This is a genomic window from Pseudomonas sp. ICMP 3272 (assembly GCF_001466905.1).
Lineage (GTDB): Bacteria > Pseudomonadota > Gammaproteobacteria > Pseudomonadales > Pseudomonadaceae > Aquipseudomonas > Aquipseudomonas amygdali.
Map to the genome: position 1 here is coordinate 40,645 of NZ_LKEK01000059.1, position 21,875 is coordinate 62,519.

At 58.5% G+C, this 21,875-nt stretch carries 24 protein-coding genes and 1 tRNA gene; 12 read left to right on the forward strand and 13 right to left on the reverse strand.

Going from position 1 to position 21,875, the window contains the following annotated elements; all coding sequences use genetic code 11:
- Positions 1 to 57: 57 nt before the first annotated feature.
- On the reverse strand, positions 58 to 534 hold the full coding sequence (locus tag AO068_RS16370) for a hypothetical protein (protein WP_058408892.1): 477 nt from the start codon (positions 532 to 534) through the stop codon (positions 58 to 60).
- 131 nt (positions 535 to 665) lie between these two features.
- On the opposite strand from AO068_RS16370, the gene AO068_RS16375 reads away from it, so the two are divergent.
- The 7 genes from AO068_RS16375 to AO068_RS16405 all read left to right on the forward strand — a co-directional run bounded on the left by AO068_RS16375 (position 666) and on the right by AO068_RS16405 (position 7,536).
- Positions 666 to 2,726, forward strand: a complete 2,061-nt coding sequence (locus AO068_RS16375) for a S9 family peptidase (RefSeq protein ID WP_058408893.1) — start codon at positions 666 to 668, stop codon at positions 2,724 to 2,726.
- Positions 2,727 to 2,806: 80 nt separating this feature from the next.
- Positions 2,807 to 3,283 carry a cyclic nucleotide-binding domain-containing protein gene (locus AO068_RS16380; RefSeq protein ID WP_058408894.1) on the forward strand — a complete coding sequence of 159 codons (477 nt, stop codon included), beginning with the start codon at positions 2,807 to 2,809 and terminating at the stop codon, positions 3,281 to 3,283.
- A gap of 66 nt (positions 3,284 to 3,349) precedes the next feature.
- Positions 3,350 to 3,724 carry a YajD family HNH nuclease gene (locus AO068_RS16385; RefSeq protein WP_002552611.1) on the forward strand — a complete coding sequence of 125 codons (375 nt, stop codon included), beginning with the start codon at positions 3,350 to 3,352 and terminating at the stop codon, positions 3,722 to 3,724.
- A gap of 85 nt (positions 3,725 to 3,809) precedes the next feature.
- Positions 3,810 to 5,588, forward strand: a complete 1,779-nt coding sequence (locus AO068_RS16390; protein ID WP_058408895.1) for a copper resistance system multicopper oxidase — start codon at positions 3,810 to 3,812, stop codon at positions 5,586 to 5,588.
- Between the two features lie 11 nt (positions 5,589 to 5,599).
- Complete coding sequence (locus AO068_RS16395; protein WP_058408904.1) at positions 5,600 to 6,484, forward strand: copper resistance protein B; 885 nt, start codon at positions 5,600 to 5,602, stop codon at positions 6,482 to 6,484.
- A 72-nt stretch (positions 6,485 to 6,556) separates the two neighbouring features.
- Positions 6,557 to 7,057 carry an RNA methyltransferase gene (locus AO068_RS16400; RefSeq protein WP_002552608.1) on the forward strand — a complete coding sequence of 167 codons (501 nt, stop codon included), beginning with the start codon at positions 6,557 to 6,559 and terminating at the stop codon, positions 7,055 to 7,057.
- A 98-nt stretch (positions 7,058 to 7,155) separates the two neighbouring features.
- The gene (locus tag AO068_RS16405) at positions 7,156 to 7,536 is read left to right on the forward strand and encodes a YgaP family membrane protein (RefSeq protein ID WP_054078587.1); all 381 of its coding nucleotides are present in this window, start codon (positions 7,156 to 7,158) and stop codon (positions 7,534 to 7,536) included.
- Positions 7,537 to 7,540: 4 nt separating this feature from the next.
- On the opposite strand, the gene AO068_RS16410 is transcribed toward AO068_RS16405, so the two are convergent.
- Positions 7,541 to 7,990, reverse strand: a complete 450-nt coding sequence (locus AO068_RS16410) for a YcgN family cysteine cluster protein (protein ID WP_058399761.1) — start codon at positions 7,988 to 7,990, stop codon at positions 7,541 to 7,543.
- Positions 7,991 to 8,201: 211 nt separating this feature from the next.
- On the opposite strand from AO068_RS16410, the gene AO068_RS16415 reads away from it, so the two are divergent.
- Positions 8,202 to 8,795, forward strand: coding sequence for a nitroreductase family protein (locus AO068_RS16415; protein WP_004657710.1), 594 nt, complete (start codon positions 8,202 to 8,204; stop codon positions 8,793 to 8,795).
- 66 nt (positions 8,796 to 8,861) lie between these two features.
- Here the strand turns inward: AO068_RS16415 and AO068_RS16420 are convergent, their stop codons facing one another.
- The 6 genes from AO068_RS16420 to gvpU all read right to left on the reverse strand — a co-directional run bounded on the left by AO068_RS16420 (position 8,862) and on the right by gvpU (position 15,841).
- Positions 8,862 to 9,794 (reverse strand): D-2-hydroxyacid dehydrogenase, encoded by a 933-nt coding sequence (locus tag AO068_RS16420; protein WP_058408896.1) that lies wholly within the window; start codon positions 9,792 to 9,794, stop codon positions 8,862 to 8,864.
- Positions 9,795 to 9,864: 70 nt separating this feature from the next.
- Positions 9,865 to 10,158, reverse strand: coding sequence for a YcgL domain-containing protein (locus AO068_RS16425; RefSeq protein WP_003407219.1), 294 nt, complete (start codon positions 10,156 to 10,158; stop codon positions 9,865 to 9,867).
- Positions 10,155 to 11,288: a ribonuclease D gene (rnd, locus tag AO068_RS16430; RefSeq protein WP_058408897.1), complete on the reverse strand. Its 1,134-nt coding sequence runs from the start codon at positions 11,286 to 11,288 to the stop codon at positions 10,155 to 10,157. The genes AO068_RS16425 and rnd overlap by 4 nt, the downstream gene beginning before the upstream one ends.
- A 188-nt stretch (positions 11,289 to 11,476) precedes the next feature.
- On the reverse strand, positions 11,477 to 13,120 hold the full coding sequence (locus AO068_RS16435; protein WP_005740972.1) for a phosphoethanolamine transferase: 1,644 nt from the start codon (positions 13,118 to 13,120) through the stop codon (positions 11,477 to 11,479).
- Positions 13,121 to 13,355: 235 nt separating this feature from the next.
- Complete coding sequence (locus AO068_RS16440) at positions 13,356 to 15,047, reverse strand: NAD-dependent malic enzyme (protein ID WP_058399757.1); 1,692 nt, start codon at positions 15,045 to 15,047, stop codon at positions 13,356 to 13,358.
- Positions 15,048 to 15,358: 311 nt separating this feature from the next.
- Entirely contained in the window at positions 15,359 to 15,841 is a 483-nt protein-coding gene (gene gvpU / locus AO068_RS16445; RefSeq protein WP_002552597.1) for a gas vesicle accessory protein GvpU, read from the reverse strand.
- Positions 15,842 to 16,110: 269 nt separating this feature from the next.
- Here gvpU and AO068_RS16450 point away from each other — a divergent pair, with 269 nt between their 5' ends.
- Together AO068_RS16450 and AO068_RS16455 are read left to right on the forward strand one after the other, a co-directional pair.
- Positions 16,111 to 16,359, forward strand: a complete 249-nt coding sequence (locus AO068_RS16450) for a CopG family ribbon-helix-helix protein (protein ID WP_002552596.1) — start codon at positions 16,111 to 16,113, stop codon at positions 16,357 to 16,359.
- A complete protein-coding gene (locus AO068_RS16455) occupies positions 16,337 to 16,648 on the forward strand; it encodes a type II toxin-antitoxin system RelE/ParE family toxin (protein ID WP_058408898.1) in 312 nt (103 codons plus the stop codon). Before AO068_RS16450 ends, AO068_RS16455 begins: the two co-directional genes overlap by 23 nt.
- Positions 16,649 to 16,781: 133 nt before the next feature.
- Here AO068_RS16455 and AO068_RS16460 read toward each other — a convergent pair.
- The 5 genes from AO068_RS16460 to dapA all read right to left on the reverse strand — a co-directional run bounded on the left by AO068_RS16460 (position 16,782) and on the right by dapA (position 20,476).
- Positions 16,782 to 16,871: transfer RNA gene (locus tag AO068_RS16460), tRNA-Ser, on the reverse strand.
- A 91-nt stretch (positions 16,872 to 16,962) separates the two neighbouring features.
- The gene (purC, locus tag AO068_RS16465) at positions 16,963 to 17,673 is read right to left on the reverse strand and encodes a phosphoribosylaminoimidazolesuccinocarboxamide synthase (protein ID WP_005740975.1); all 711 of its coding nucleotides are present in this window, start codon (positions 17,671 to 17,673) and stop codon (positions 16,963 to 16,965) included.
- Between the two features lie 28 nt (positions 17,674 to 17,701).
- Positions 17,702 to 18,460, reverse strand: a complete 759-nt coding sequence (locus tag AO068_RS16470; RefSeq protein ID WP_058408899.1) for an MBL fold metallo-hydrolase — start codon at positions 18,458 to 18,460, stop codon at positions 17,702 to 17,704.
- The gene (gene bamC, locus AO068_RS16475; protein WP_058399689.1) at positions 18,461 to 19,579 is read right to left on the reverse strand and encodes an outer membrane protein assembly factor BamC; all 1,119 of its coding nucleotides are present in this window, start codon (positions 19,577 to 19,579) and stop codon (positions 18,461 to 18,463) included. It lies immediately after the preceding gene.
- A gap of 18 nt (positions 19,580 to 19,597) precedes the next feature.
- Positions 19,598 to 20,476 (reverse strand): 4-hydroxy-tetrahydrodipicolinate synthase, encoded by an 879-nt coding sequence (gene dapA, locus AO068_RS16480; protein WP_058399688.1) that lies wholly within the window; start codon positions 20,474 to 20,476, stop codon positions 19,598 to 19,600.
- 325 nt (positions 20,477 to 20,801) lie between these two features.
- Here dapA and AO068_RS16485 point away from each other — a divergent pair, with 325 nt between their 5' ends.
- Positions 20,802 to 21,365 (forward strand): glycine cleavage system protein R, encoded by a 564-nt coding sequence (locus tag AO068_RS16485; RefSeq protein ID WP_003317383.1) that lies wholly within the window; start codon positions 20,802 to 20,804, stop codon positions 21,363 to 21,365.
- 9 nt (positions 21,366 to 21,374) lie between these two features.
- Positions 21,375 to 21,848 (forward strand): peroxiredoxin, encoded by a 474-nt coding sequence (locus AO068_RS16490; RefSeq protein ID WP_002552589.1) that lies wholly within the window; start codon positions 21,375 to 21,377, stop codon positions 21,846 to 21,848.
- The last annotated feature ends 27 nt before the right edge of the window (positions 21,849 to 21,875 follow it).

Consider the following 21,875-nt stretch of genomic DNA (forward strand, 5'->3'; position numbering starts at 1 on the left):
GACGTTTTGCAGCAGGTCATGCGCCGACAATGACGGCGCATGCCAACGAAGCGGGATCTACAACCGCGGTTCGACTCGCGCAGCCCTGGTCGGAGGAAGCGGCGCAGCGGATTTGCGAGGGTAATGATCGTCCTCGGCAAACGGCTCATCAGTGGGGTCTGTGTCGGCAGGCTGAGCGGCGGGCCGGGGCTGGCGAGCCTTGCGGCTGCGCTCGATCGGCCAGCGGATGAGCACGAACAGCGCGTACGCAGCGAAGGCGAACATGCCATACATGGCCAGATCCGACACAGCGGTCCAGACATTGCTGCCGACCTTGAACATCAGGTCGAGCGCGGTGATCGCCACGGCTGGCGCCATCGCATCCTTGGCAGGGTCGACCATGGTCGGCGTAAACAGCAGCACCGCGACTGCTACCAGCAACGGTTCCTTGAGATAACGCCACATCCAGCGGGTCATCAGGAACCATACCAGCAGGCAACCCAACGCGGCGAAGGCGTAGACGCTCCAGGCGATCAGATAGTCGTTTTCGGTCATGACGTCCGTGGTAAGGCAGGTAAAGAGGCGCTTATGATAACGGCTTTTGCCTGACGCGGCTTGCCTCGCTTCAGTAATCGGTTCAGCGTGTACCGATTTTCCATGATTGATGCCTAAACAGAGAGCCCAGCATGTCCTTCTCGAATGCAACCTCCAGCGCCCCGATTGCTCGCAAGGCCGACGGTTCCGATCCCTATGCCTGGCTACAGAACCGCGACACTGATGAGGTGCTCGACTACCTCAAGGCGGAAAACGCCTGGCAGGAGCAGCAACTGGCAGAGCAGACCGGGTTGCGCGAAAACCTGTTTCAGGAGATCAAGGGCCGTATCCTCGAAACCGATCTGTCACTGCCCTCCCCTTGGGGGCCGTACCTTTATTACACGCGCACCACACAAGGCGATGAATACGCCCGTCACTATCGCTGCCCGCGCCCGGCCGACGACTCCAACACGGTGGACGAAAGACGTGAAGAACTGTTGCTGGACCCGAACGCGATGGCCGATGGCGGCTTCTTTTCGCTGGGTGCGTTCAGCATCAGCCCCGACCATCAGCGTCTGGCCTACAGCCTGGACACCAGTGGCGACGAGGTGTACCAGCTTTACGTCAAGGAACTGAGCACCGGCCAGATCAGCAGCCTGCCGTTTGAGGACTGCGACGGCAGCATGACCTGGGCCAACGACAGCCAGACCCTGTTTTTCGGTGAGCTGGACGAGACCCATCGCCCCGGCAGGCTGCATCGCCACACGCTTGGCAATGCATCGGCAGAGCTGGTGTTCGACGAGCCGGACGGCCGATTCTTCCTGCACTGCTTCCGCAGCAGTTCCGAACGCCAACTGATCACTCTGCTCAACAGCAAAACCACCAGCGAAGCCTGGGTGCTGGACGCCGATCATCCGCAACAGGCCTTCACCTGCCTCGCGCCGCGCAGCGAAGGGCACGAGTATTACCCGGATCACGGCCTGCTAAATGGTGTGTGGAGCTGGTTCATCCGCAGCAATCAGAGCGGCATCAACTTCGCGCTGTATCACGCAGCGGAACACGCCAGTGGCGCCCCGGCTCGCGAAGACTGGCAGACCCTGGTTGCACACGATGACAAGGTCATGCTCGAAGGCGTGAGCCTCAACGCCAAGGCCGTCAGTCTGAGCCTTCGTGAGGGCGGCCTGCCGATCATCGAAGTACGCCCGCAGGATCTGCCTGCCTATCGCGTGCAGTTGCCCGACGCCGCGTACAGCCTGTATGTGCAGGACACCCTGGAGTTCGACAGCGACAGGATTCGCCTGCGCTACCAGTCGCTGAACCGTCCGGCGCAGGTGCGTCAACTGACCCTGGCCAGCGGCGAGCAAGTGGTACTCAAGGAAACGCCGGTGCTGGGCACCTTCGACGCCGATGCCTACGTCAGCCAGCGTTTGTGGGCCACCGCCAGTGACGGCACTCAGGTGCCGATCAGCCTGGTGGTCAAGCGCGAGCTGGTCGGCAAAGCGACCCCGCTGTATCTGTACGGCTACGGCGCTTACGGCGAAAGCCTCGACCCGTGGTTTTCCCACGCGCGCCTGAGCCTGCTCGAGCGTGGCGTGGCTTTTGCCATCGCCCATGTACGCGGCGGTGGCGAGCTGGGCGAGGCCTGGTATCGCAATGGCAAGCAGGAGCATAAACAGAACACCTTCGGCGACTTCATTGCCTGCGCCGAACATCTTGTTGCCCAAGGCCTAACCAGCGCCGAACAGCTTGTGATCAGCGGTGGCAGCGCCGGTGGTCTGCTGATCGGTGCGGTGCTCAACCAGCGACCCGAGCTGTTCAAGGCAGCGATTGCCGAAGTACCGTTCGTCGATGTGCTGAACACCATGCTCGATCCGGACCTGCCGTTGACCGTTACCGAATACGACGAATGGGGAAACCCGCAGGAGCCTGAGGTCTATGAGCGCATCAAGGCCTACGCGCCTTATGAGAACGTCAGCGCTCAGGCGTACCCGGCCATGCTGGTCATCGCCGGTTACAACGACAGTCGTGTGCAGTATTGGGAAGCCGCCAAATGGGTCGCGAAGTTACGCGCCAGCAAAACCGACGATAATCTGCTGCTGCTCAAGACCGAACTGGGTGCCGGACACGGCGGCATGAGCGGTCGCTATCAAGGGTTGCGTGACGTGGCGCTGGAGTACGCGTTTATCTTCAAGGTATTGCAGATCGCCGAATGAACTTGGCGTGAAACACCTGTCTTACTAGCATCGGGGGGCACGGAGCTGCCCCCTTCGTATCAGGATTGAAAGACCGAACCATGTCAGAACCATTGTCCAACCTGAACAACGCCATACGCGACATGCTGCTGGACTGCGGCCTGTTCGACACGCTGCTGCCCGGCGACTTCGTGACCGTAGCCGGGTATTTCAGCATTACCGACATCGAAAAAGGCGAGACCATCTTTGCCGAGGGCGATGCCGGGACATTCATGTGCATCATTCATCAAGGCACCGTGTCCGTGCAGAAACTTGCTGCAGACGGCCAACAGGTCGACATTGCCGTTCTGCGTCGCGGGCGGGCATTCGGAGAAATGGCTGTACTGGATGGCGAACGTCGCTCAGCCAGTTGTATCGCGGCCACCCATTGCCAGTTATTGAACCTGGGACGCGACTCTCTGGACAAGATGCTCGACGAAGCGCCGAAAATCGCCGCCAAGATCATTCGTGCCCTGGCCATCTCGTTGTCCAGGCGCCTGCGCATGGTCGACGGCCAATTACTGTCTCAGCAGGTGTGAGTTTGCCCATCTGGCGCTAAACTTGCCGATATTCCGCTTCCAATGCGCACACGCACAGGTGACACCATGAGCACGGCCAATCCTCCTTCCCATACTGCCAAGCTGGACCGCATTCTGGCCGACGCCCAGCGCGACCGAGAAATGGGTTACCGCGACAAGGCGTTGCGCATGTACCCGCACGTTTGCGGCCGTTGCGCCCGCGAGTTCGCTGGCAAACGCCTCAGCGAACTGACCGTGCACCACCGCGACCACAACCATGACAACAACCCGCAGGACGGTTCCAACTGGGAGCTGCTGTGCCTGTATTGCCACGACAACGAGCACTCGCGTTACACCGATCAGCAGTATTTCGCCGACGGTTCGCTGAGCACTCCGAAAACCGCCAAGGCAACCCACAACCCGTTCGCCGCGCTGGCGGGATTGATGAAGAAGGACGAGTAACCCGGTACTTTCCCGCAACCGTATTTCCCCGCCCTACCCACGCAGCCTTCGACCTGCGGCCAACCGACTGACCGGATACTTCGCCATGCCCTCCCGTACCTCAAGACGAACCTTTGTGAAAGGGCTTGCCGCCAGTGGCATCCTCGGCGGCCTGGGGCTGTGGCGCAGTCCGGCATGGGCGGTTCCGAACCCGGGTCAGCCGGCCGGGCTGTCCGGCACCGAGTTCGATCTTTATGTCGGCGAAACCCAGGTCAATATCACCGGTAATACTAGAACCGCGATGACGATCAACGGCGGTATTCCAGGCCCGCTGTTGCGCTGGCGCGAAGGTGATACGGTGACCATCAGGGTAAAAAACCGTCTCGACGAAGCCACCTCGATCCACTGGCACGGCATCATTCTGCCCGCCAACATGGACGGCGTTCCGGGGCTGAGCTTCGACGGTATCGCGGCCGATGGCATGTACGTCTATCGCTTCAAGGTCAAACAGAACGGCACCTATTGGTACCACAGCCACTCGGGCTTTCAGGAACAGTCGGGGGTTTACGGGCCGCTGGTGATCGACGCCAAAGAGCCAGAGCCATTCAAGTACGACCGCGAACACGTGATCATGCTCAGCGACTGGACCGACGAAGAGCCGCTTCAACTGATGAAAACGCTCAAGAAACAGTCCGATTATTACAACAATAACAAGCGTACTGTCGGCGACTTCATCAACGACGTCGGTGAGAAAGGCTGGAGCGAGACCACTCGTGATCGCTGGATGTGGGCGAAAATGGGGATGGAGCCGACCGACCTGGCGGATGTCAGCGGCGCGACCTACACCTACCTGATGAACGGCCAGGCCCCGGACATGAACTGGACCGGGCTGTTCAAGCCTGGCGAGCGGATTCGACTGCGCTTGATCAACGGCTCGGCCATGACGTATTTCGACGTGCGTATTCCGGGCCTGAAAATGACCGTAGTCGCCAGCGATGGCTTGCACGTCAAGCCAGTAACGGTCGATGAATTGCGCATCGCAGTGGCAGAAACCTTCGACGTGATCGTCGAGCCTGCCGAAGGAGCCTACACGCTGTTCGCCCAGTCGATGGACCGCACCGGCTACGCCCGCGGCACCCTGGCCAGCAGGCCCGGCTTGCATGCCGTGGTCCCGCCTCTGGATCCACGCCCATTGCTGAGCATGGATGATGTGGGCATGGCGGGAATGGATCATGGCAGCATGAACCACGGCGCAGCCCCGGCGATGGACGACATGTCAGGCATGGACCATAGCAAGATGGGCCATGACTCGATGCCCGGCATGGACCACAGCAAGATGCCGATGAAAGAAACACCTGCCATGCAGTCACACCCGGACAGCGAACAAAACAATCCGCTGGTCGACATGCAGGCCATGAGCACCTCGCCCAAACTCGACGATCCGGGCATCGGCCTCAGGAACAACGGGCGCAGAGTTCTGACTTACGCAGACCTGCGCAGCACCTTCGAAGACCCGGACGGTCGTGAGCCCAGCCGCACGATCGAGCTGCACCTGACCGGGCACATGGAAAAATTCGCCTGGTCGTTCGACGGTGTGAAATTCTCGGACGCCAAACCGCTCATGCTCAAGTACGGCGAGCGAGTGCGTGTCGTGCTGGTCAACGACACGATGATGTCTCACCCCATCCATCTGCACGGCATGTGGAGCGATCTGGAAGACGAGAACGGTCAGTTCATGGTGCGCAAACACACCATCGACATGCCTCCGGGGTCACGCCGCAGCTATCGCGTCACCGCTGACGCACTGGGCGGTTGGGCTTATCACTGTCACATGCTGTACCACATGGAAATGGGCATGTTCCGCGAAGTACGGGTGGAAGAATGAGGATTTTACCGGTGAATGGATTGCGCAACTCGTCCTGCCTGCCAACCGTGCTGCTGGCGGCAGGCCTGGCCATAACACCCTGGGCAACCACGCTGGCTGCCGGAATGGATGGCATGGAAGGCATGGATCATGGCAGCCACTCGATGCCTATGGACGCCAGCGAGCACAATGCCACCCCAATGCAGAGCCGGACACCAATCCCGCCTGTCACCGACGCCGACCGGGCTGCGGTGTACACCAGCCATAGCGGGCATCAGGTCCACGACAGCGCCATCAACAGTTACTTTCTGGCCGACAAGCTGGAATGGCAGGACGCAAACGACGGCAGCGCGCTGGCCTGGGACCTGTCCGGCTGGATTGGCGGTGATGTCGACCGCTTGCTGCTGCGTTCAGAGGGCGAGCGCAGCAACGGCAAGACCGAGGAGGCGGAAGTCCAGGCGTTATGGGGTCATGCCGTCAGCTCATCGTGGGACGTAGTCGCCGGGGCACGCCAGGACTTCAAACCTGGCGCGCCACAAACCTGGGCGGCTTTCGGCCTGCAAGGGCAGGCGATTTCGGATCTTGATATCGAAGCCACGGCATTTATCGGTGAAGCCGGGCAGACCGCTGCGCGCCTGGAAGCCGACTACGACCTGTTGCTGACCAACAATCTTATTCTTCAGCCCACTGCCGAGCTGAATTTCTACGGCAAGAACGACCCGCAACGCGGCAATGGCTCGGGCCTGTCGACCAGTGAGTTCGGCCTTCGGCTGCGCTATGAAATCACCCCGCAATTCGCTCCTTACGTGGGCGTAACCTGGGATCGGTCCTACGGCAATACTGCCGATTACGCACGCGAAGACGGTGAGGACGTTGCCGACGCGCGGCTGGTCGTCGGTTTACGCATGTGGTTCTGAGCGTCGGAATTGAAAATGGCATTGCTCTGAAGCTGCCGTATAATCCGCGGTTTTCTTCAGAGCACCCTCCCCGTGGCCAATAAACGGTACGCCTGCATCGGTCTTTACAACCCCAAGTCCCCGGAAAATGTCGGCTCCGTCATGCGAGCGGCCGGCTGCTACGGCGTGGCGTCGGTGTTCTATACCGGTAAACGCTATGAGCGTGCGCGGGACTTCATCACCGACACCAAGAAAATCCATCAGGACATCCCGCTGATCGGCATCGAAGACCTCAAGAGCATTCTGCCGCTGGGTTGTATTCCGGTGGCCGTCGAACTGGTGGACGGTGCCCGTGCCCTGCCTGAATACACGCACCCTGACCGCGCGTTGTATATCTTCGGTCCGGAGGACGGCTCGCTCGATCAGGACATTCGCGACTGGTGTGAAGACGTGGTCTATATACCGACCGAGGGCTGCATGAATCTGGCCGCAACCGTCAACGTCGTGCTCTACGACCGCATGGCCAAAGGCATCAATACCCGCTCGGGGCCACAGTTCGGTCGCGAGAAAATCGATCCGGCCAGCGACCGCTGACGGAAAAGCATTGAACCTGTGTCGCGGGCGAACAGTCAGTTTCTCTGAACCGGGTTACTACCTACTTCCTGCGAATTACCGCCTCATGGAGAGCCATCATGCGCGACACCCCGATTATCGAACGCATCGACACACCTGAACTGCTGCAGCGCAACCCTGATCAGAACGTCCACGGCTGGGAGCGCATTGGCTCACTGGCTGGCGGTGTACTGATGATGGGCAAAGGTGTCCGTCGTGGCGGCTTTCTGGGCCTGATCCAACTGGCAATCGGCGGCGCAGTGCTGGCTCGTGGCATCAGCGGTCACTGCTCGGCCAAAAGCCTGGTGGAAAAAGGTCGCAGCGACCTGCACAGCGCCCGCTCGACCATCGAACGTGCCGGTGCCCAGTTGAACAACCTGAAAGACGACGCCGAAAACGCGGTGAAAAACGCTGCCGTCAAAGGCGTGGAAGCGCTGACCGAGCCAAAGCCGGTCGTGTAAACGCTCAACCTGCGCGAAAGATCAGGTAATCCTCCCAGTCGTCTTCGGCCACACTGTTCTCGCTGAGCATGCGGCCGGACTGGGAGATACGCTCGTGATGCACAGCCGTGCGATCACCACACACCAAATGATGCCAGAGCGGCAAATCCTTGCCCTCGCTGACCAGCCGGTAGCCGCAGGTCGGCGGTAGCCATTTGAATTCATCTGCCTGGCCAGGCGTCAGCTGAATACAGTCAGGCACCGACGCACGACGATTGGCGTAGTCGGAGCACTGGCAGGTCTTCAGGTCCAGCAGCTTGCAGGCGATCCGCGTGTAATAAACGCTGTTGTCTTCTTCGTCTTCCAGCTTCTGCAGGCAGCACAAGCCACAGCCATCGCACAACGATTCCCACTCTTCGGTGCTGAGCTGGTCAAGGGTCTTGCGAATCCAGAAGGGTTCAACTTTAGCGGCCATGGTTCGGACAACGGTATCGAAAATGAAAAGGCCGTCAGTCTAGAGGTACAAAGGGTGCGGGCCAAGCACTTGCGACTGCCGGTAGCCGGGACTTGTCAGCGACAGGGCAAAACAGTAGCGTTAACGGGTTTTCCAGTGCGCTCAAGCGATGCCTGCCGACCACGGCCCATCAAGCCACGCTCGTTTTCTACCTTCGCTATCAAGGACTTTCATGAGCACGAACCCTCGCATCGCCGATCACCCTATCGACCCGCAATTCACCGAACGCTGGTCGCCACGCGCGTTCAGCGGCGAAAGCATCGATCAGGAAACCCTGCTGAGCTTTTTCGAAGCCGCACGCTGGGCACCCTCAGCCTACAACACGCAGCCTTGGCGTTTTCTGTATGCACGTCGCGACACGCCTAACTGGGAGCGTTATCTGGGCCTGCTCAACGAGTTCAACCGCAACTGGGCGCAACATGCAGCAGCATTGGTGATCATCGTCTCCAAGACCACCTTCGTCGCACCAGGGGCAACCGAAGAAAGCCCGGCCTTGTGGCACACCTTCGATACCGGCTCGGCCTGGGGATATCTTGCGCTGCAGGCGAGCCTGAGCGGCTGGCACACCCACGGCATGGCCGGCTTCGATCAGGACCTGACCCGCAAGGAGCTGAACATTCCCGAGGATTACGCACTGCATGCCGCGGTGGCCATCGGCAAGATCGGTGACAAGTCGACACTGCCGGAATACCTGCAAGGCCGCGAAGCACCTAGCCCGCGCAAGCCACTGGCAGAACTGGCCGCTGAAGGTGATTTTTCGCTGTAACTGACTGATCTCTGCAATCGATGCCGGCGAGCCGACGCCTGAAACGTCGGCTCGTTTGGAACCGCTTCAATAACCTCGCGAAAAATCGACCTCTCCACGCAGTGCTTCTCCAGCCTGAAACGCCTTGAGGTTTTCAACGAAAAGCTCGGTCATGGCCACCGGCGATGTCGGGGCCGAACTATGACCGGTCAACAGCAGACCATAGGCCGTCCAGAATGGATGGCGCTGCGGCAAAGGCTCCTGACGGCACACGTCAATGACCGCACCGGCCAGATGGCCTTCCTTCAACGCCTCGACCAGATCTGCGTCCACAACCGCTACACCGCGCCCGACGTTTATGAATAGCGCCGTTGGCTTGAAGCTGGCGAACAGCTTCGCGTCGTAGAGGTCGTGTGTCTCACGTGTATTGGGCAGCAGGTTGATGACGTAATCCATCTCGCCTAGCAGCCGCGCCATGTCTGATAGCGCTGTCACTTCGACGAACGGCGCCTGAGTGCGCGCACTGGAGGCCACACCGTACACCTGCACACCGAACGGCAAGAGGAACTCGGCAACCCGCTGACCGATATCACCGGCACCGACGATCAATGCCTTGCGGCCCGACAGACTCTGGCCAGTACGATTGTCCCACTTGCGCTCGACCTGACTCATCAAACGCGCCAGCACCTCACGCTCGTGGCCGAGCATGTAGGTCAAAACAAATTCAGCCATGACCTGACCGAAAATCCCGACTGCACGCGTCAGGCGATATTCGCGCGAGAGGCTGTCGGCCAGCAGTGGCGTAATACCCGCCCAGGTGGATTGCAGCCACTGAGGCTTGTGCCCTTGACGCAGCAGGTTGGCCATCAAGTCCGGCTGTCCCAGCCAGACCGGGCAATCGCTGGCCATTCGCGCCAGCTCGGCAGAGTCGCCCGTGCTGAAGACTTCCAGATCAGGCGCAGCCTTGCGCAACAATTGGGTGTAAACGTGATAATCGTGCTCGGCAATCAGAACGCGCATGTTTCAAAAACCTTAAAAACAGGACAGGCAGCCCACGGCGATGTGGACCGCTTTACAACGTGAGCAACTATTACATCGGATCGTTGCGGCGCAGCAGCTCTTCCGGCAAATGCTCGATGTAGTCATCTTCGGCAGGGGGCATCTGCAGGTGATAGCCCTGGCTGTCGAGATTCTCCAGCACAACATTGATGTCCTCGCGCGACAGCGCACGCTCGGGGCTCAGGACCAGGTCGAATGCATGAACAGGCTTGCCAAACGCGACCAGCAGTTCAGGCGGCACGCGTTTGAGGACATCACTTTTCAAGACGTAAAGGTACATCTCGTTTCTTTTCGGGCTGCGATAAATCGAGCAGATACGCTTCAAGACTGTTCTCCGGGGGTGGCCAGGCTGTCCAGCAGCGCCTGCCCCATCAACTCGCGACGCCAGCCACGCAGCGAGTCGGGCAATTGGTAAGGACCGTCGGGGTAGCCGCTCTTGAGCAGCGCTTCGAGGGTCTTCTTGCGCAGCATCAACTCTGGAGCCATGTCCAGCTGCTCGGCGTATTGCTGACCGATTGCACGCAGACGCTTGATCGACCCGGCTGCATCAATGGGCAGTGGCTCAGGCAATGCAGGCGGCCACTCTTCCGGTGGAAGCGTGCCTGCGGTCTTTATCAGCTCAAGCAGAAACTCGCCGTCATGGCGAACGGTGCGCGGGTGCATGTCTTCGATACGCCCCAGTGCAGCGAGGTTGTCCGGCTGCGTCTTGGCCAATGGCCACAGCGAGTGCTCGCGCACAATACGGTTGCGCGGCAGGTTGCGGGCGCGCGCCTCGCGCTCACGCCAGGCACACAACTCACGCAGCACCGCCAACTGGGCACGGGACAGTTTCCAGGCCAGTTTGGCCTCACGGTACACCTCGTACGGGTCAACTTCGCGGCGCAGGTTGGCGACCAGTTCGGCACCGTCATCCAGCAGCCAGGCGTATTTGTCATCGGACAAACGCGGGCGCAGGATGGCGAACAGTTCGGCAAGGTGCACTGCATCTTCAGCGGCATAGCTGATCTGCGTTTCCGACAGCGGACGTTGCAGCCAGTCAGAACGGGTTTCGCCCTTGGGCAGGTCGATGTTGAGGACCTCCTGCACCAGACGCGAATAGCCCATGGAAAAACCGAGGTTCAGGTAAGCGGCTGCCAACTGGGTATCAAACAACGGCACCGGCAGGCTGCCAGCCAGACGCAGCAAAACTTCGAGGTCCTCGCTGCACGCGTGCACTACCTTGATGACGTCGGGGTTTTCGAGCAGCGCAGACAGCGGCTGCCAGTCGTTGATCAGCAAAGGATCAATAAGCCAGGCGCTTTGCCCGTCGCCAATCTGCAGCAACGCTGCTATCGGATAAAAAGTATCGACCCGCATAAACTCGGTGTCGAGCGCGACAAAAGGCAGCAACTGCCATTCTGCGCAATGCCGGGCGAGGCTGTCGTCGTCGCGAATCCAGTGAATATCGATGGCCACACGGCTCTCCCTTCAACAATGGCGCGCAGTATATATCGTGATGGGAGATTATCGCGCGTCTGTCGTCCGGGTCTGGCGTATCTTCACGCAAATGACAGACAGGAGGGGCTGTTGCCTGGCAAAAGGGCCAAGGATGATCGCCTCCACGCAGGCGTGGAAACGATCTCTATCCTGAGCAAGCACACATTTTACTGCTTGTCGGCGGCGGCCAGCTCAGTGCGGCACCCGGCAAACATATCCAGGCTTGGGTTGTAGACCTGAGTGTCGACTTTCAACAAGCCGAGCATTGAATGAAAGAGATTGTCCTGGCTCAACGGCGCATTGCGCTGTTTGGCCAGGCACTCCGGGCTGACTGCAAAGGACTTCTGATAGGTATCGGACAACCAGATAAGCATCGGCACATGCTTTTGCTGATCAGGAGCCAGCACATACGGTGTGCCGTGCAGGAACAAGTTGTACTCGCCAAGCGACTCACCATGGTCCGACAGGTACACCATGGCAGTGTCGACCTTGTTTTGATTACTGCGCAACAGATCAATCAACGTGGCCAGTACGTGATCGGTATACAACAGTGTGTTGTCGTAGGCATTGACGATGCTGTCCCGGCTGCAATTGTTCAAGGCATTGCTTTCACACACCGGCGTAAACTTTTCAAACTCTTTAGGGTAACGCTTGAAGTATTCAGGGCCATGGCTACCCATTTGGTGCAGGACCAGAACAGTGTCCTTGTCGAGGCTGTCGATAAAACCCTGCAGGTTTTGCAACAGTATCTCGTCGCGGCATTCATGGCTGTTGCACAACAACGGGTCCTTGAGATTACTGACATCCTGGAAGGTCACTCGATCACAGGTCCCTTTGCAGCCCGCCTGATTATCACGCCACACCACTTCTATACCGGCACGCTTCAGGACATCCAGCAAACCTTCCTGATTACGGGCCTTGGTTGCGTTGTAGTTCTTTCGACCCATGTTGGAGAACATGCACGGCACCGACACGGCGGTTTCGGTGCCGCACGAGTAAACATCGGTAAACGCCACCAACCCGCTCTCCTTGTTCAGGTTGGGCGTGGTGTCGCGACCATAGCCAAGAATTCCGAAGTTTTCGGCACGGGCACTTTCACCCACCACCAGTACGGTCAACGACTTGCGGGCATGCGTGGCCCAGTCCGCCGACCGCTTGGCGTCCTCGCCAATCTTGACGAACGGGCGCTGTGCGGAGATCACTTGCTCGCTCAGGTAGCCAAGCGAGGCACCGATGTAATTGCTTGGGACGACCATCAGGCGCAATTCGTGATGATTGCGGAACAACGAGGACAAGCCTTGATAATTCGCCAGCGCAACGCCGCCTATTGCCACGCAACAGACCACACCTACCACCAGCTTGCTGAACAGTTCCAGGTGCCAGCGACGGTAGCTGATCGGCAGTTTCCACAGAATCAGCGAAGGCAGTACACCCAACAGAACGATATACAACGCCAGTTTAAAAGACAGTAGCCCCTGCACTTCCGTTACGTTGGTTTCGGCGAAGTTTCGGAACATCCCGGCGTCAATCATGACACCGTACTCGGTCATGAAATACACCACCCCGGCGCTGATCATAAACAGAGCGATCACCACGGGTTTAAACACACGACGAAATGCCAACAGCGTCAGAACGATATTGAATACGCAGAAAATCATCAGCCCGAACGCAAAGCGCATGGCCAGGCCTTTGGCATCGGAGCTGGTAATCGCGAAAAGATGCTGCCACAGATTTATATTGAAACCCAGTAACAGAAAGGCACTGGCAAGTAAGGTAACAACCTCTGGACGAACAGTTCTGGGTGTCGGCATCGTGGTCTGCTTATCGAATTAATATGCATCGGGCATTCAGGAGCCAGGTAACTCCCCGATGGCGCGCACTCTAGGCAGCGCTTCATCAATTTTATGTGAAAACGGTGAGAGGATCGGGTGAATGAAGCTTATTTCACCGTGAAGCAATACCCGCCCATGAACGTGCACTTACCCCGCCAACAAAGCGTCTGCGCAAGCAAGCTCGCGCAGACGCTGTCACTCTAGAAACGCTCGATCAGACCGAGCGACGGCGATAGGCACGATAGCCCGGCAACCAGAAATTACGTTCGATGGCTTCAAGCAGTGCCTCTTCGGAGGTTTCCAGTGCCAAGCCTTCAGCCTGGGCCTCTTTGGCAACAGCCAGCGCAATTTTGCGGCTCACCTGCTGGATCTCCTTGAGCGGCGGCAACACCGCATCGCCCTGCCCCGTGACCATCGGCGAACACTCGGCCAGCGCATTGGATGCCGCCATCAGCATACGGTCGGTGATGCGCGACGCCTTGCAAGCCACCACGCCGAGGCCGATGCCCGGAAAGATATAGGAGTTGTTGCACTGAGCGATGTGCACGGTGCGACCGTTGATCTCCACCGGCGCGAACGGACTGCCGGTAGCAACCAGCGCATTGCCATCCGTCCAGCGCAGGATTTCTTCCGGCGTGGCTTCTACCTTGGAAGTCGGATTGGATAGCGGCATTACCAGTGGTTTGGCGCAATGTTTGTGCAGTTCGCGAATCACTTGCTCGGTGAACAGACCACGCTGCCCGGACACGCCGATCAACACCGTGGCCCCGGCGTTCGTCACCACGTCGAGCAACTGCGGGAAGGCTTCTGTGCCAGCAGTCCAGCCAGACACATCGGCGGTCTTCTGCGCCAGACGCTTCTGGAAATCGAGCAGGTTGTCCATACCCTCGGTCAGCAGGCCGAAGCGATCAACCATGAAGATTCGTTTGCGCGCTTCGCTTTCACTCAGGCCTTCAATTCGCATCGCTGCGATGATGTGCTCGGCGATCCCGCAGCCCGCCGAACCGGCACCGACAAACACCACCTTCTGCTGGCCGAGGGTTTCATTCTTGGCCTTGCAGGCCGCCAGCAACGTACCCACGGCAACCGACGCGGTGCCCTGGATGTCATCGTTGAAGCAGCACAGCTCGTCCCGATACTTTTCGAGCAGCGGCATGGCGTTGGACTGGGCAAAATCTTCAAACTGCAACAGCACGTCCGGCCAGCGACGCTGCACCGCGTCGATGAACAGCGCGATGAAGTCCTCGTATTCCTTGCCCGATACCCGCTCGTGACGCCAGCCCATGTACATCGGGTCATCCAGCAGCTCACGGTTGTTGGTGCCGACATCCAGCACGATCGGCAGCGTGTACGCCGGACTGATCCCGCCACAGGCGGTGTACAGCGACAGTTTGCCAATCGGAATGCCCATGCCGCCGATGCCCTGGTCGCCCAGACCGAGAATTCGCTCGCTGTCGGTCACGACAATGATTTTGATCCGGTCCTTGGTGGCGCTACGCAGAATGTCATCGATGCGGTCGCGCTCGGGATAGGAAATGAACAGGCCACGGTGCGTGCGGTAGATCTTGGAGAATTCCTGACACGCCTGACCCACCGTCGGGGTGTAAATGATCGGCAGCATCTCGTCCAGATGAGAGTCCAACAGGCGGAAAAACAGGGTTTCGTTGTTGTCCTGGATCGAACGCAGGTAGATATGCTTGTCCAGATCGCTCGCGCACTGCTTGTACTGGCTGTAGACCCGGGTGACTTGCTCTTCGATGGTCTCTACGTTCTGCGGCAGCAACCCGATCAGATTGAATTCGACCCGCTCTTGCGGGGTGAAGGCACTGCCTTTGTTCAGCAGGGGCATTTCCAGCAGTGCGGGTCCTGCGTAGGAAATGTACAAAGGTCGCGAAGTTTTGGTCATTTTCTCTAATCGCCTTTTTCGTCTACTCATTAATTCTTTACGTCGACCGGGGCGGGCAGCCTGGCTCGTTTCTTGTTATTTTTTCTTGTCGCCAGTTCTCTATCAGGCCATGCCGAAAACCATTCGGCGTGTGAGGTCAGGGCGAACATATTACCCGGCTAAAGGCCCATTGCGACATTTTGTCGCGCAAAGAATGGCTAAGTGACGCTACTACCGGCGCAGCTTTCCAGACCAGCGGGTGCACATAGCACGCTGGAGACCATCATCAGAATGGATGAGAACGCCCCGACGAAAGCCGGGGCCTGAAAAGGTCAGGACACGCCTGGTTTTTCAGCGATGAGCCCGATGGTGAAGCCGTCCACCGCCGAGATCCTGCCGCGCCACAGCACACCTGCGTCGCAAATCGGATTACCGTCAGTGGAATAGGTCCGGCAATCCTTCAAGTGAATGAAATGGAATGCTGGCGTGTCTTCGGAAGACTCTCCCGGCTTGAAGGACAGAATCATTTCTTTCATCGTCGCGTCAGTGCCATTGGCAAACGAACTGAACGGCGCCGAAATATCGTCGGCCAACTGCTCAAAATAGGTGTCGTGAGAAATCAGGTGCCCGGAAACCAGATTCCCGCCCACGGACAGCGTCACGCCCAGCTCCACCTTGGTGTTTGCGACAAACTTGACCAGCCATTGCAGCAACCAGTCGATCTGCTTGCCCTGCCACTTGAACTGGGCAATCACGTCATCATGGCTCTGACTGGGAGAGGGTTGCGACTTTTGTACCTGATCTACGTCCGACATCTGATAGCTCCTCGCCTCACAAAACGTTGAACCCAAGGTATAGATCAGAAAGGGCTAAAGGGGAAACCGGGAGGAGTGAATAGTTTGGGGTTGGTGATGGGGGCTTGATCGTTCTGACGTTGTTCAGTCGTTCGGGGTGGCTGTCGATTTTCCAAAAATGAATAGCAACTCGGCGAAAAGCAGACAAATCTGTTGCATGATCAAGGTATCAAGTATACGTTCCAAGCCTCTGTATACATTGTTTACAACCACCATCCGTGGAGGCCGATATGGCATCGCCTGTTTTGTCATTCCGTGTTGAAGAAGGCTTGGTCGAAATGCTTGACCAGCTAGCGCTTGCCACGGACCGTGATCGTCAGTACCACCTGAAACGTGCTTTGTCTCGCTATGTCGAAGCAGAAGCCTGGCACCTGAAAGCCATTGACGAAGGCTTGGCCGACATTGATGCAGGGAAGACTATCAATCTGGAAACGGTTAAAGCCAAGTGGGTAGCACGTGCCGCAAATCGAGTTAAGTGAAAAAGCCGATAGCGATCTTGAAGCGATTCATGAGCATTATGCTGGGCTGATGGGCCATCAGAGAGCTGACGAAGTCGTAGCCACTATTCTTGAGTCCATTGAGCAGCTCGCAACGTTTACAGGGATGGGACGCCCTTCCCAAGCCCCGGACGTGCGCGAGCTGGTACTTACTCGCTACCCCTTCTTAGTGAGTTATGTGGTTCGCAGCCAGGTCGTATTCATCGTCCGCGTGCTGCACGAGCGGAACGAGCGCCTGAACACTCCAAAAATCCTGGACCAATTCAGCTAGTTCTGACCGGCCAGTTATCGTCGACTGCGGAAAAAGGGAGTCGGAGATGGGGCAAATCGGGGAAAGGGAGAGGTAGTACAGCCCAAAAACAAAAAACCCCGTGAATCAAAGATTCACAGGGCTTTTCAAATAATGGCGGAGAGATAGGGATTCGAACCCTAGGTACCGGTGAAGGTACAACGGATTTCGAATCCGTCCCATTCGGCCACTCTGGCATCTCTCCAACGGCGCGCATCATAACAGCATCAACGCAGAAGGCGAAGCCCTTCTGCTGTTTTTTTTCGTGCTATCAAGCGCTTGCGTGTTTTTTCCGCTTACAGCGGCACGCCCAGACGGTTTGCGACTTCTTCGTAAGCTTCGATGACGTCGCCCAGACCCTGGCGGAAGCGGTCCTTGTCCATTTTCTTGCGGGTATCCTTGTCCCAGAGGCGGCAGCCGTCCGGGCTGAATTCGTCGCCGAGGACGATTTCACCGTGGAATACGCCGAATTCGAGCTTGAAGTCGACCAGCAGCAGGCCAGCGTCGTCGAACAGTTTGGTCAGGACTTCATTGACCTTGATCGACAGCTCTTTCATGCGAACCAGTTGCTCGGCGGTACCCCAGCCGAACGCTACAACGTGGGATTCGTTGATGAACGGGTCGCCCTTGGCGTCGTCCTTGAGGAACAGTTCGAAGGTGTACGGATTGAGCTTGGTGCCCTCTTCGATGCCCAGGCGCTTGACCAGGCTGCCAGCGGCGTAGTTACGCACGACGCATTCGACCGGGATCATGTCCAGCTTCTTGACCAGGCACTCGTTGTCGCCCAGCAGCTTGTCGAATTGGGTCGGAATACCCGCTTCTTCAAGCTTCTGCATGATGAAGGCGTTGAACTTGTTGTTCACCATGCCTTTACGGTCCAGTTGTTCGATGCGCTTGCCGTCGAACGCCGAAGTGTCGTTACGGAACAGCAGGATCAAGCGGTCAGCGTCGTCGGTCTTGTAAACCGATTTGGCTTTGCCGCGGTAGAGTTCTTCACGTTTTTCCATGATGGGCTCCGCTTGCTAAGTAGTTGGGCTAGGCGATATGTCGCCAGTCGAGCCCTGAATCTTGATCGGCCAGTTGCAGCCAGTCCGGGTCGCACCCAAGGGTGTCGACAAAACATTGCCGGGCCAGATGCGGCAGGTTGTTCTTGCTGCTCAGATGCGCCAGCACCAGGTGCTGAAGGTCCTGCCATCCCAGCTCGCTCACCAGGCTGGCGGCCTGATGATTGTTCAAATGACCTGTTTCACAGCCAACGCGCTGCTTGAGAAAGACCGGATACTGGCCTCGGGCAAGCATGTCGCGACAGTGATTGGCCTCGATCATCAAGGCATCCAGGCCTTGATAACGCTGCAATACGTTGGAGCAGTAAGAGCCCAGGTCGGTCAGCAGACCGAAGCGGCGCTTGCCGTCATTGAAGACAAACTGCGTCGGTTCAAGCGCATCATGGGCGACAGACACCACATCGATGCCCAGTGCGCCCACCTTCAAGCTCTCCCCGCCCGCCAGCAAACCGGCAACTTCAACCGGTTTGCGCATACCGCGCAAGGTGCCGCTGCTGAGGTAGACCGGCACATTGTAGCGCCGCGACAGCAAACCCACGCCATGCACATGATCGGCATGTTCGTGGGTTACCAGAATAGCGCTCAGCTGGCTTGCCGAGACGCCCAGACGCGCCAGGCGCCGCTCGGTTTCCCGCAGGGAGAAACCGCAATCGACCAGTACGTACGTATCGTTGCTTGCGACCAGCGTGCCGTTGCCACGACTGCCGCTGCCGAGAACCGCGAAACGCACTTAACCCAGGTTGTCTTGAATAACGCTCAACACCCGACGCGCGATATCCGCAGGCGCAACGGTGTTGATGTTCTTCTCGACGGTCACTTGAACGTTGTCACCCACCTTGCTCAGGCGAACCTGATAACGCTCGGCACGGGCATCGATCTCTTCCTTGCTCGACTTGCTGCCAAACAGGCGACCGAAGAAACCAGGCTCGTTTTCAGGCGTTTTGGCCTTTTCGGCCAGGTTGATGTAGTACAGACCCAGGCTGCGGTTGATGTCCTCGACGCGCCAGTCACCCTGATCCAGCGCGCGGCCGACACTCGACCACGCACGGTCGAGATCGGCACCGAGGTTCAAGACCGGGTTGCCGCTACCGTCTTCGCTCAAGGCAACACGGCTCGGGGTGTCATAGTCACGCGCTGCCAGCAGGGAAATCGAACCGCCCTTTTCAGCGTTGCGGCCCATGCTGGCCAGCAGGTCGTCGGTCAGCGCGGCATCAAGGCCGAGATTGGTGGTACGGGTCGGGAACGCCACATCGGCCGTGCTGCCGGCAGGACGCTCGACGCTGACCACGTAGACTTCACTGGTATTGCGCTGCACGCCCGGCTCGATGCGAACACGTACACGGGTTTCCGAGTCGGCCGAGACGCCTGCAGCGCTCAGACGCTTGGCCACCGAAGCGGACAGCTCATCGAGGCGCTGCCACGAGGAGCTGAATTCGCCCGTCTGTGGACGCTCTTCGGCGATACGGAAACCGTTGTCTTCGAAATACTGGTGGGCCACCGGCCAGACTTCGGCCGGCTGACGCTGAGCTAGGATCCAGTGAGCATCACCACTCTTCTGCAGGCTGAAGTCGCTCGACTCGGAAGTCGTGCCCAGCGGCTGAGGACGCGGCACGGTGTACTCGCCGTCTTTCTGAGTGCTGTCAGCCACATTGCGCGGGATCGGCAGCAACGGGTCCAGGCGCTTGACGCCGGACACATCGGCAGGCACCTGCATGGGTGGGGTCTGGGTGGCCTGGAGGTAATCGCTACCGCGATCACGGAAGTAACCATCTTCGCCCCAGAGCCAACCGCAACCGCTGGTGCTGGAGATAATAAGAGCAAGTGCGGAAAGTCCGGCCAATCGCTTCATTGCGTGATACTTCCTCAATTAAACCAGGACGCCGGACTGGCGCAGGGCCTGACGCAGCGGTTCGTGACAGGCTTCGCTGAGCCAGGTAAGCGGCAGACGGATACCGGCTGGCATCTTACCCATTTCATGCAAGGCCCACTTCACGGGGATAGGGTTGGATTCGATAAACAGGGTGTTGTTGAGCGGCATGAGCTTTTCGTGAATCGCCCGTGCCGTCTCGGCATCGCCACGCATGGCCGCTGCGCACAGATCGCTCATGAGGCGCGGTGCAACGTTGGCGGTGACGGAAATATTGCCCTTGCCGCCCAGCAGCATCAACTCGACTGCCGTCGCGTCGTCACCGGAGTACACCAGAAAATCACTGCTGACGCTGGCCAGAATGTCCTTGGCGCGCTGCAGGTTGCCGGTGGCTTCCTTGATGCCGATGATGTTTCTGACCGTGGAAAGACGCGCGACAGTCTCTGGCAACATGTCGCAGGCAGTACGGCCCGGCACGTTGTAGAGGATCTGCGGGATGTCTACGGCATTGGCGATGTGGCTGAAATGCTGAAACAGGCCTTCTTGCGTCGGCTTGTTGTAATAAGGCGTTACCAGCAGGCACGCATCGGCGCCAGCGGTCTTGGCGTTGGTGGTCAGCTCGACGGCTTCGCGCGTCGAATTGGCGCCTGTACCGGCGATGACCGGAATACGTCCTGCAACCTGAGCAACCACACGGCGGATGACCTCGATGTGTTCGCTCACATCCAGCGTCGCCGATTCACCGGTGGTGCCTACGGCAACAATGGCGTTGGTGCCCTCTTGCAAGTGGAAGTCAACCAGTTTGCTCAGGCTGTCCCAGTCCAGACGACCTTGTGCATCCATTGGTGTGACCAGTGCCACCATACTGCCCGCAATCATGCAACCGCTCCTGCCGGAAAAAGAGAGCCGTAATGGTACTGGCGCTATCAGCCTTGTACAAGCGAAGTACCGCGCTCTGAGCATTCCCCTGAGCGATGGTTTTCGCTACCCTTCGTCCTTTGATCGGTACTGGTCACCTGCGCACCTCGCTCAATCGGTCGAATTTGTCGCCAGAAGCCCTGCCCCAGTGCACTCCAGCCCCGTCATGGTCCTTCCATGCAAGGCAGGCGCTACGGGACCCGGGAAGGTATCTCGCGCCATCGATTGTCGAAACAGCCCCGCAAGTCCGAAAAAGTACCGACCGCTCATCGTCTAGGAATGCTGCATGTCGTCCACCCCCACAGTTCGCGAACAATTCCTTGTCATCAGTGCCCTTGGCGCCAACCCCATGGAGCTGACCAACGTCCTGTGCCGCGCCAGCCATGAAAACCGCTGCTCGGTCGTCACCTCGCGCCTCACTCGCCACGGTGAGTGCAGTGCGCTTATTCTTCAGGTGTCAGGCAGCTGGGACGCTCTGGCGCGCCTTGAAACCGGCCTGTCGAGCCTCTCCAAGAAGCATGCGTTCACCACCAGCGTGGTGCGCAGCGCTACTCTGGAGAACCGCCCGGAAGCCCTGCCCTACGTGGCTTACGTCAGCTCGGCGTACCGCCCGGACATCATCAATGAGCTGTGCCAGTTCTTCATTGACCATAACGTCGAGCTGGAAAATCTGATCTGTGACACGTATCAGGCTCCGCAGACCGGTGGCACCATGCTTAATGCCACATTCACGGTGACACTGCCTGCAGGCACACAGATCAGCTGGCTGCGCGATCAATTCCTCGATTTCGCCGACGCGCTGAATCTCGACGCACTGATCGAACCCTGGCGCCCACAAGCCCCAATGTAAGGAGTTCCCATGACCGTCACAGTAGATCAACCGGTTCCCGACTTTCAGGCACCCGCGACCAGCGGACAGACCGTAGAGCTGTCTGCGCTCAAGGGTCAGCAGGTCGTGATTTATTTTTACCCGAAAGACAACACGCCCGGCTGCACCACGCAGGGTCAGGACTTTCGTGACCATATTGCGCAGTTTCAGGCGGCCAATACGGTTGTGCTCGGTGTTTCCCGAGACAGCCTGAAGACCCATGAAAACTTCAAGGCCAAGCAGTCTTTCCCGTTCGAGCTGATTTCGGACAAGGACGAAGCCGTCTGCCAGTTGTTCGACGTCATCAAGCTCAAGAAGCTGTATGGCAAGGAATACCTGGGCGTTGACCGCAGCACCTTCCTGATCGACAAGGAAGGCGTACTGCGTCAGGAATGGCGCGGCGTGAAAGTGCCGGGCCATGTGGCTGAAGTACTGGCGCAGGCCGAGGCCCTGAACAAAGGCTGATATTCCGATAAGCGTTGCGGCACGCAA

What these genes read in the sequence shown, in the direction of transcription:
- AO068_RS16370 (WP_058408892.1), bottom strand. Translation starts at nt 534, where the DNA reads ATGACCGAAAACGACTATCTGATCGCCTGGAGCGTCTACGCCTTCGCC.
- AO068_RS16375 (WP_058408893.1), top strand. Translation starts at nt 666, where the DNA reads ATGTCCTTCTCGAATGCAACCTCCAGCGCCCCGATTGCTCGCAAGGCC.
- AO068_RS16380 (WP_058408894.1), top strand. Translation starts at nt 2,807, where the DNA reads ATGTCAGAACCATTGTCCAACCTGAACAACGCCATACGCGACATGCTG.
- AO068_RS16385 (WP_002552611.1), top strand. Translation starts at nt 3,350, where the DNA reads ATGAGCACGGCCAATCCTCCTTCCCATACTGCCAAGCTGGACCGCATT.
- AO068_RS16390 (WP_058408895.1), top strand. Translation starts at nt 3,810, where the DNA reads ATGCCCTCCCGTACCTCAAGACGAACCTTTGTGAAAGGGCTTGCCGCC.
- AO068_RS16405 (WP_054078587.1), top strand. Translation starts at nt 7,156, where the DNA reads ATGCGCGACACCCCGATTATCGAACGCATCGACACACCTGAACTGCTG.
- AO068_RS16410 (WP_058399761.1), bottom strand. Translation starts at nt 7,990, where the DNA reads ATGGCCGCTAAAGTTGAACCCTTCTGGATTCGCAAGACCCTTGACCAG.
- AO068_RS16415 (WP_004657710.1), top strand. Translation starts at nt 8,202, where the DNA reads ATGAGCACGAACCCTCGCATCGCCGATCACCCTATCGACCCGCAATTC.
- AO068_RS16420 (WP_058408896.1), bottom strand. Translation starts at nt 9,794, where the DNA reads ATGCGCGTTCTGATTGCCGAGCACGATTATCACGTTTACACCCAATTG.
- AO068_RS16435 (WP_005740972.1), bottom strand. Translation starts at nt 13,120, where the DNA reads ATGCCGACACCCAGAACTGTTCGTCCAGAGGTTGTTACCTTACTTGCC.
- AO068_RS16440 (WP_058399757.1), bottom strand. Translation starts at nt 15,047, where the DNA reads ATGACCAAAACTTCGCGACCTTTGTACATTTCCTACGCAGGACCCGCA.
- gvpU (WP_002552597.1), bottom strand. Translation starts at nt 15,841, where the DNA reads ATGTCGGACGTAGATCAGGTACAAAAGTCGCAACCCTCTCCCAGTCAG.
- AO068_RS16450 (WP_002552596.1), top strand. Translation starts at nt 16,111, where the DNA reads ATGGCATCGCCTGTTTTGTCATTCCGTGTTGAAGAAGGCTTGGTCGAA.
- purC (WP_005740975.1), bottom strand. Translation starts at nt 17,673, where the DNA reads ATGGAAAAACGTGAAGAACTCTACCGCGGCAAAGCCAAATCGGTTTAC.
- bamC (WP_058399689.1), bottom strand. Translation starts at nt 19,579, where the DNA reads ATGAAGCGATTGGCCGGACTTTCCGCACTTGCTCTTATTATCTCCAGC.
- dapA (WP_058399688.1), bottom strand. Translation starts at nt 20,476, where the DNA reads ATGATTGCGGGCAGTATGGTGGCACTGGTCACACCAATGGATGCACAA.
- AO068_RS16485 (WP_003317383.1), top strand. Translation starts at nt 20,802, where the DNA reads ATGTCGTCCACCCCCACAGTTCGCGAACAATTCCTTGTCATCAGTGCC.
- AO068_RS16490 (WP_002552589.1), top strand. Translation starts at nt 21,375, where the DNA reads ATGACCGTCACAGTAGATCAACCGGTTCCCGACTTTCAGGCACCCGCG.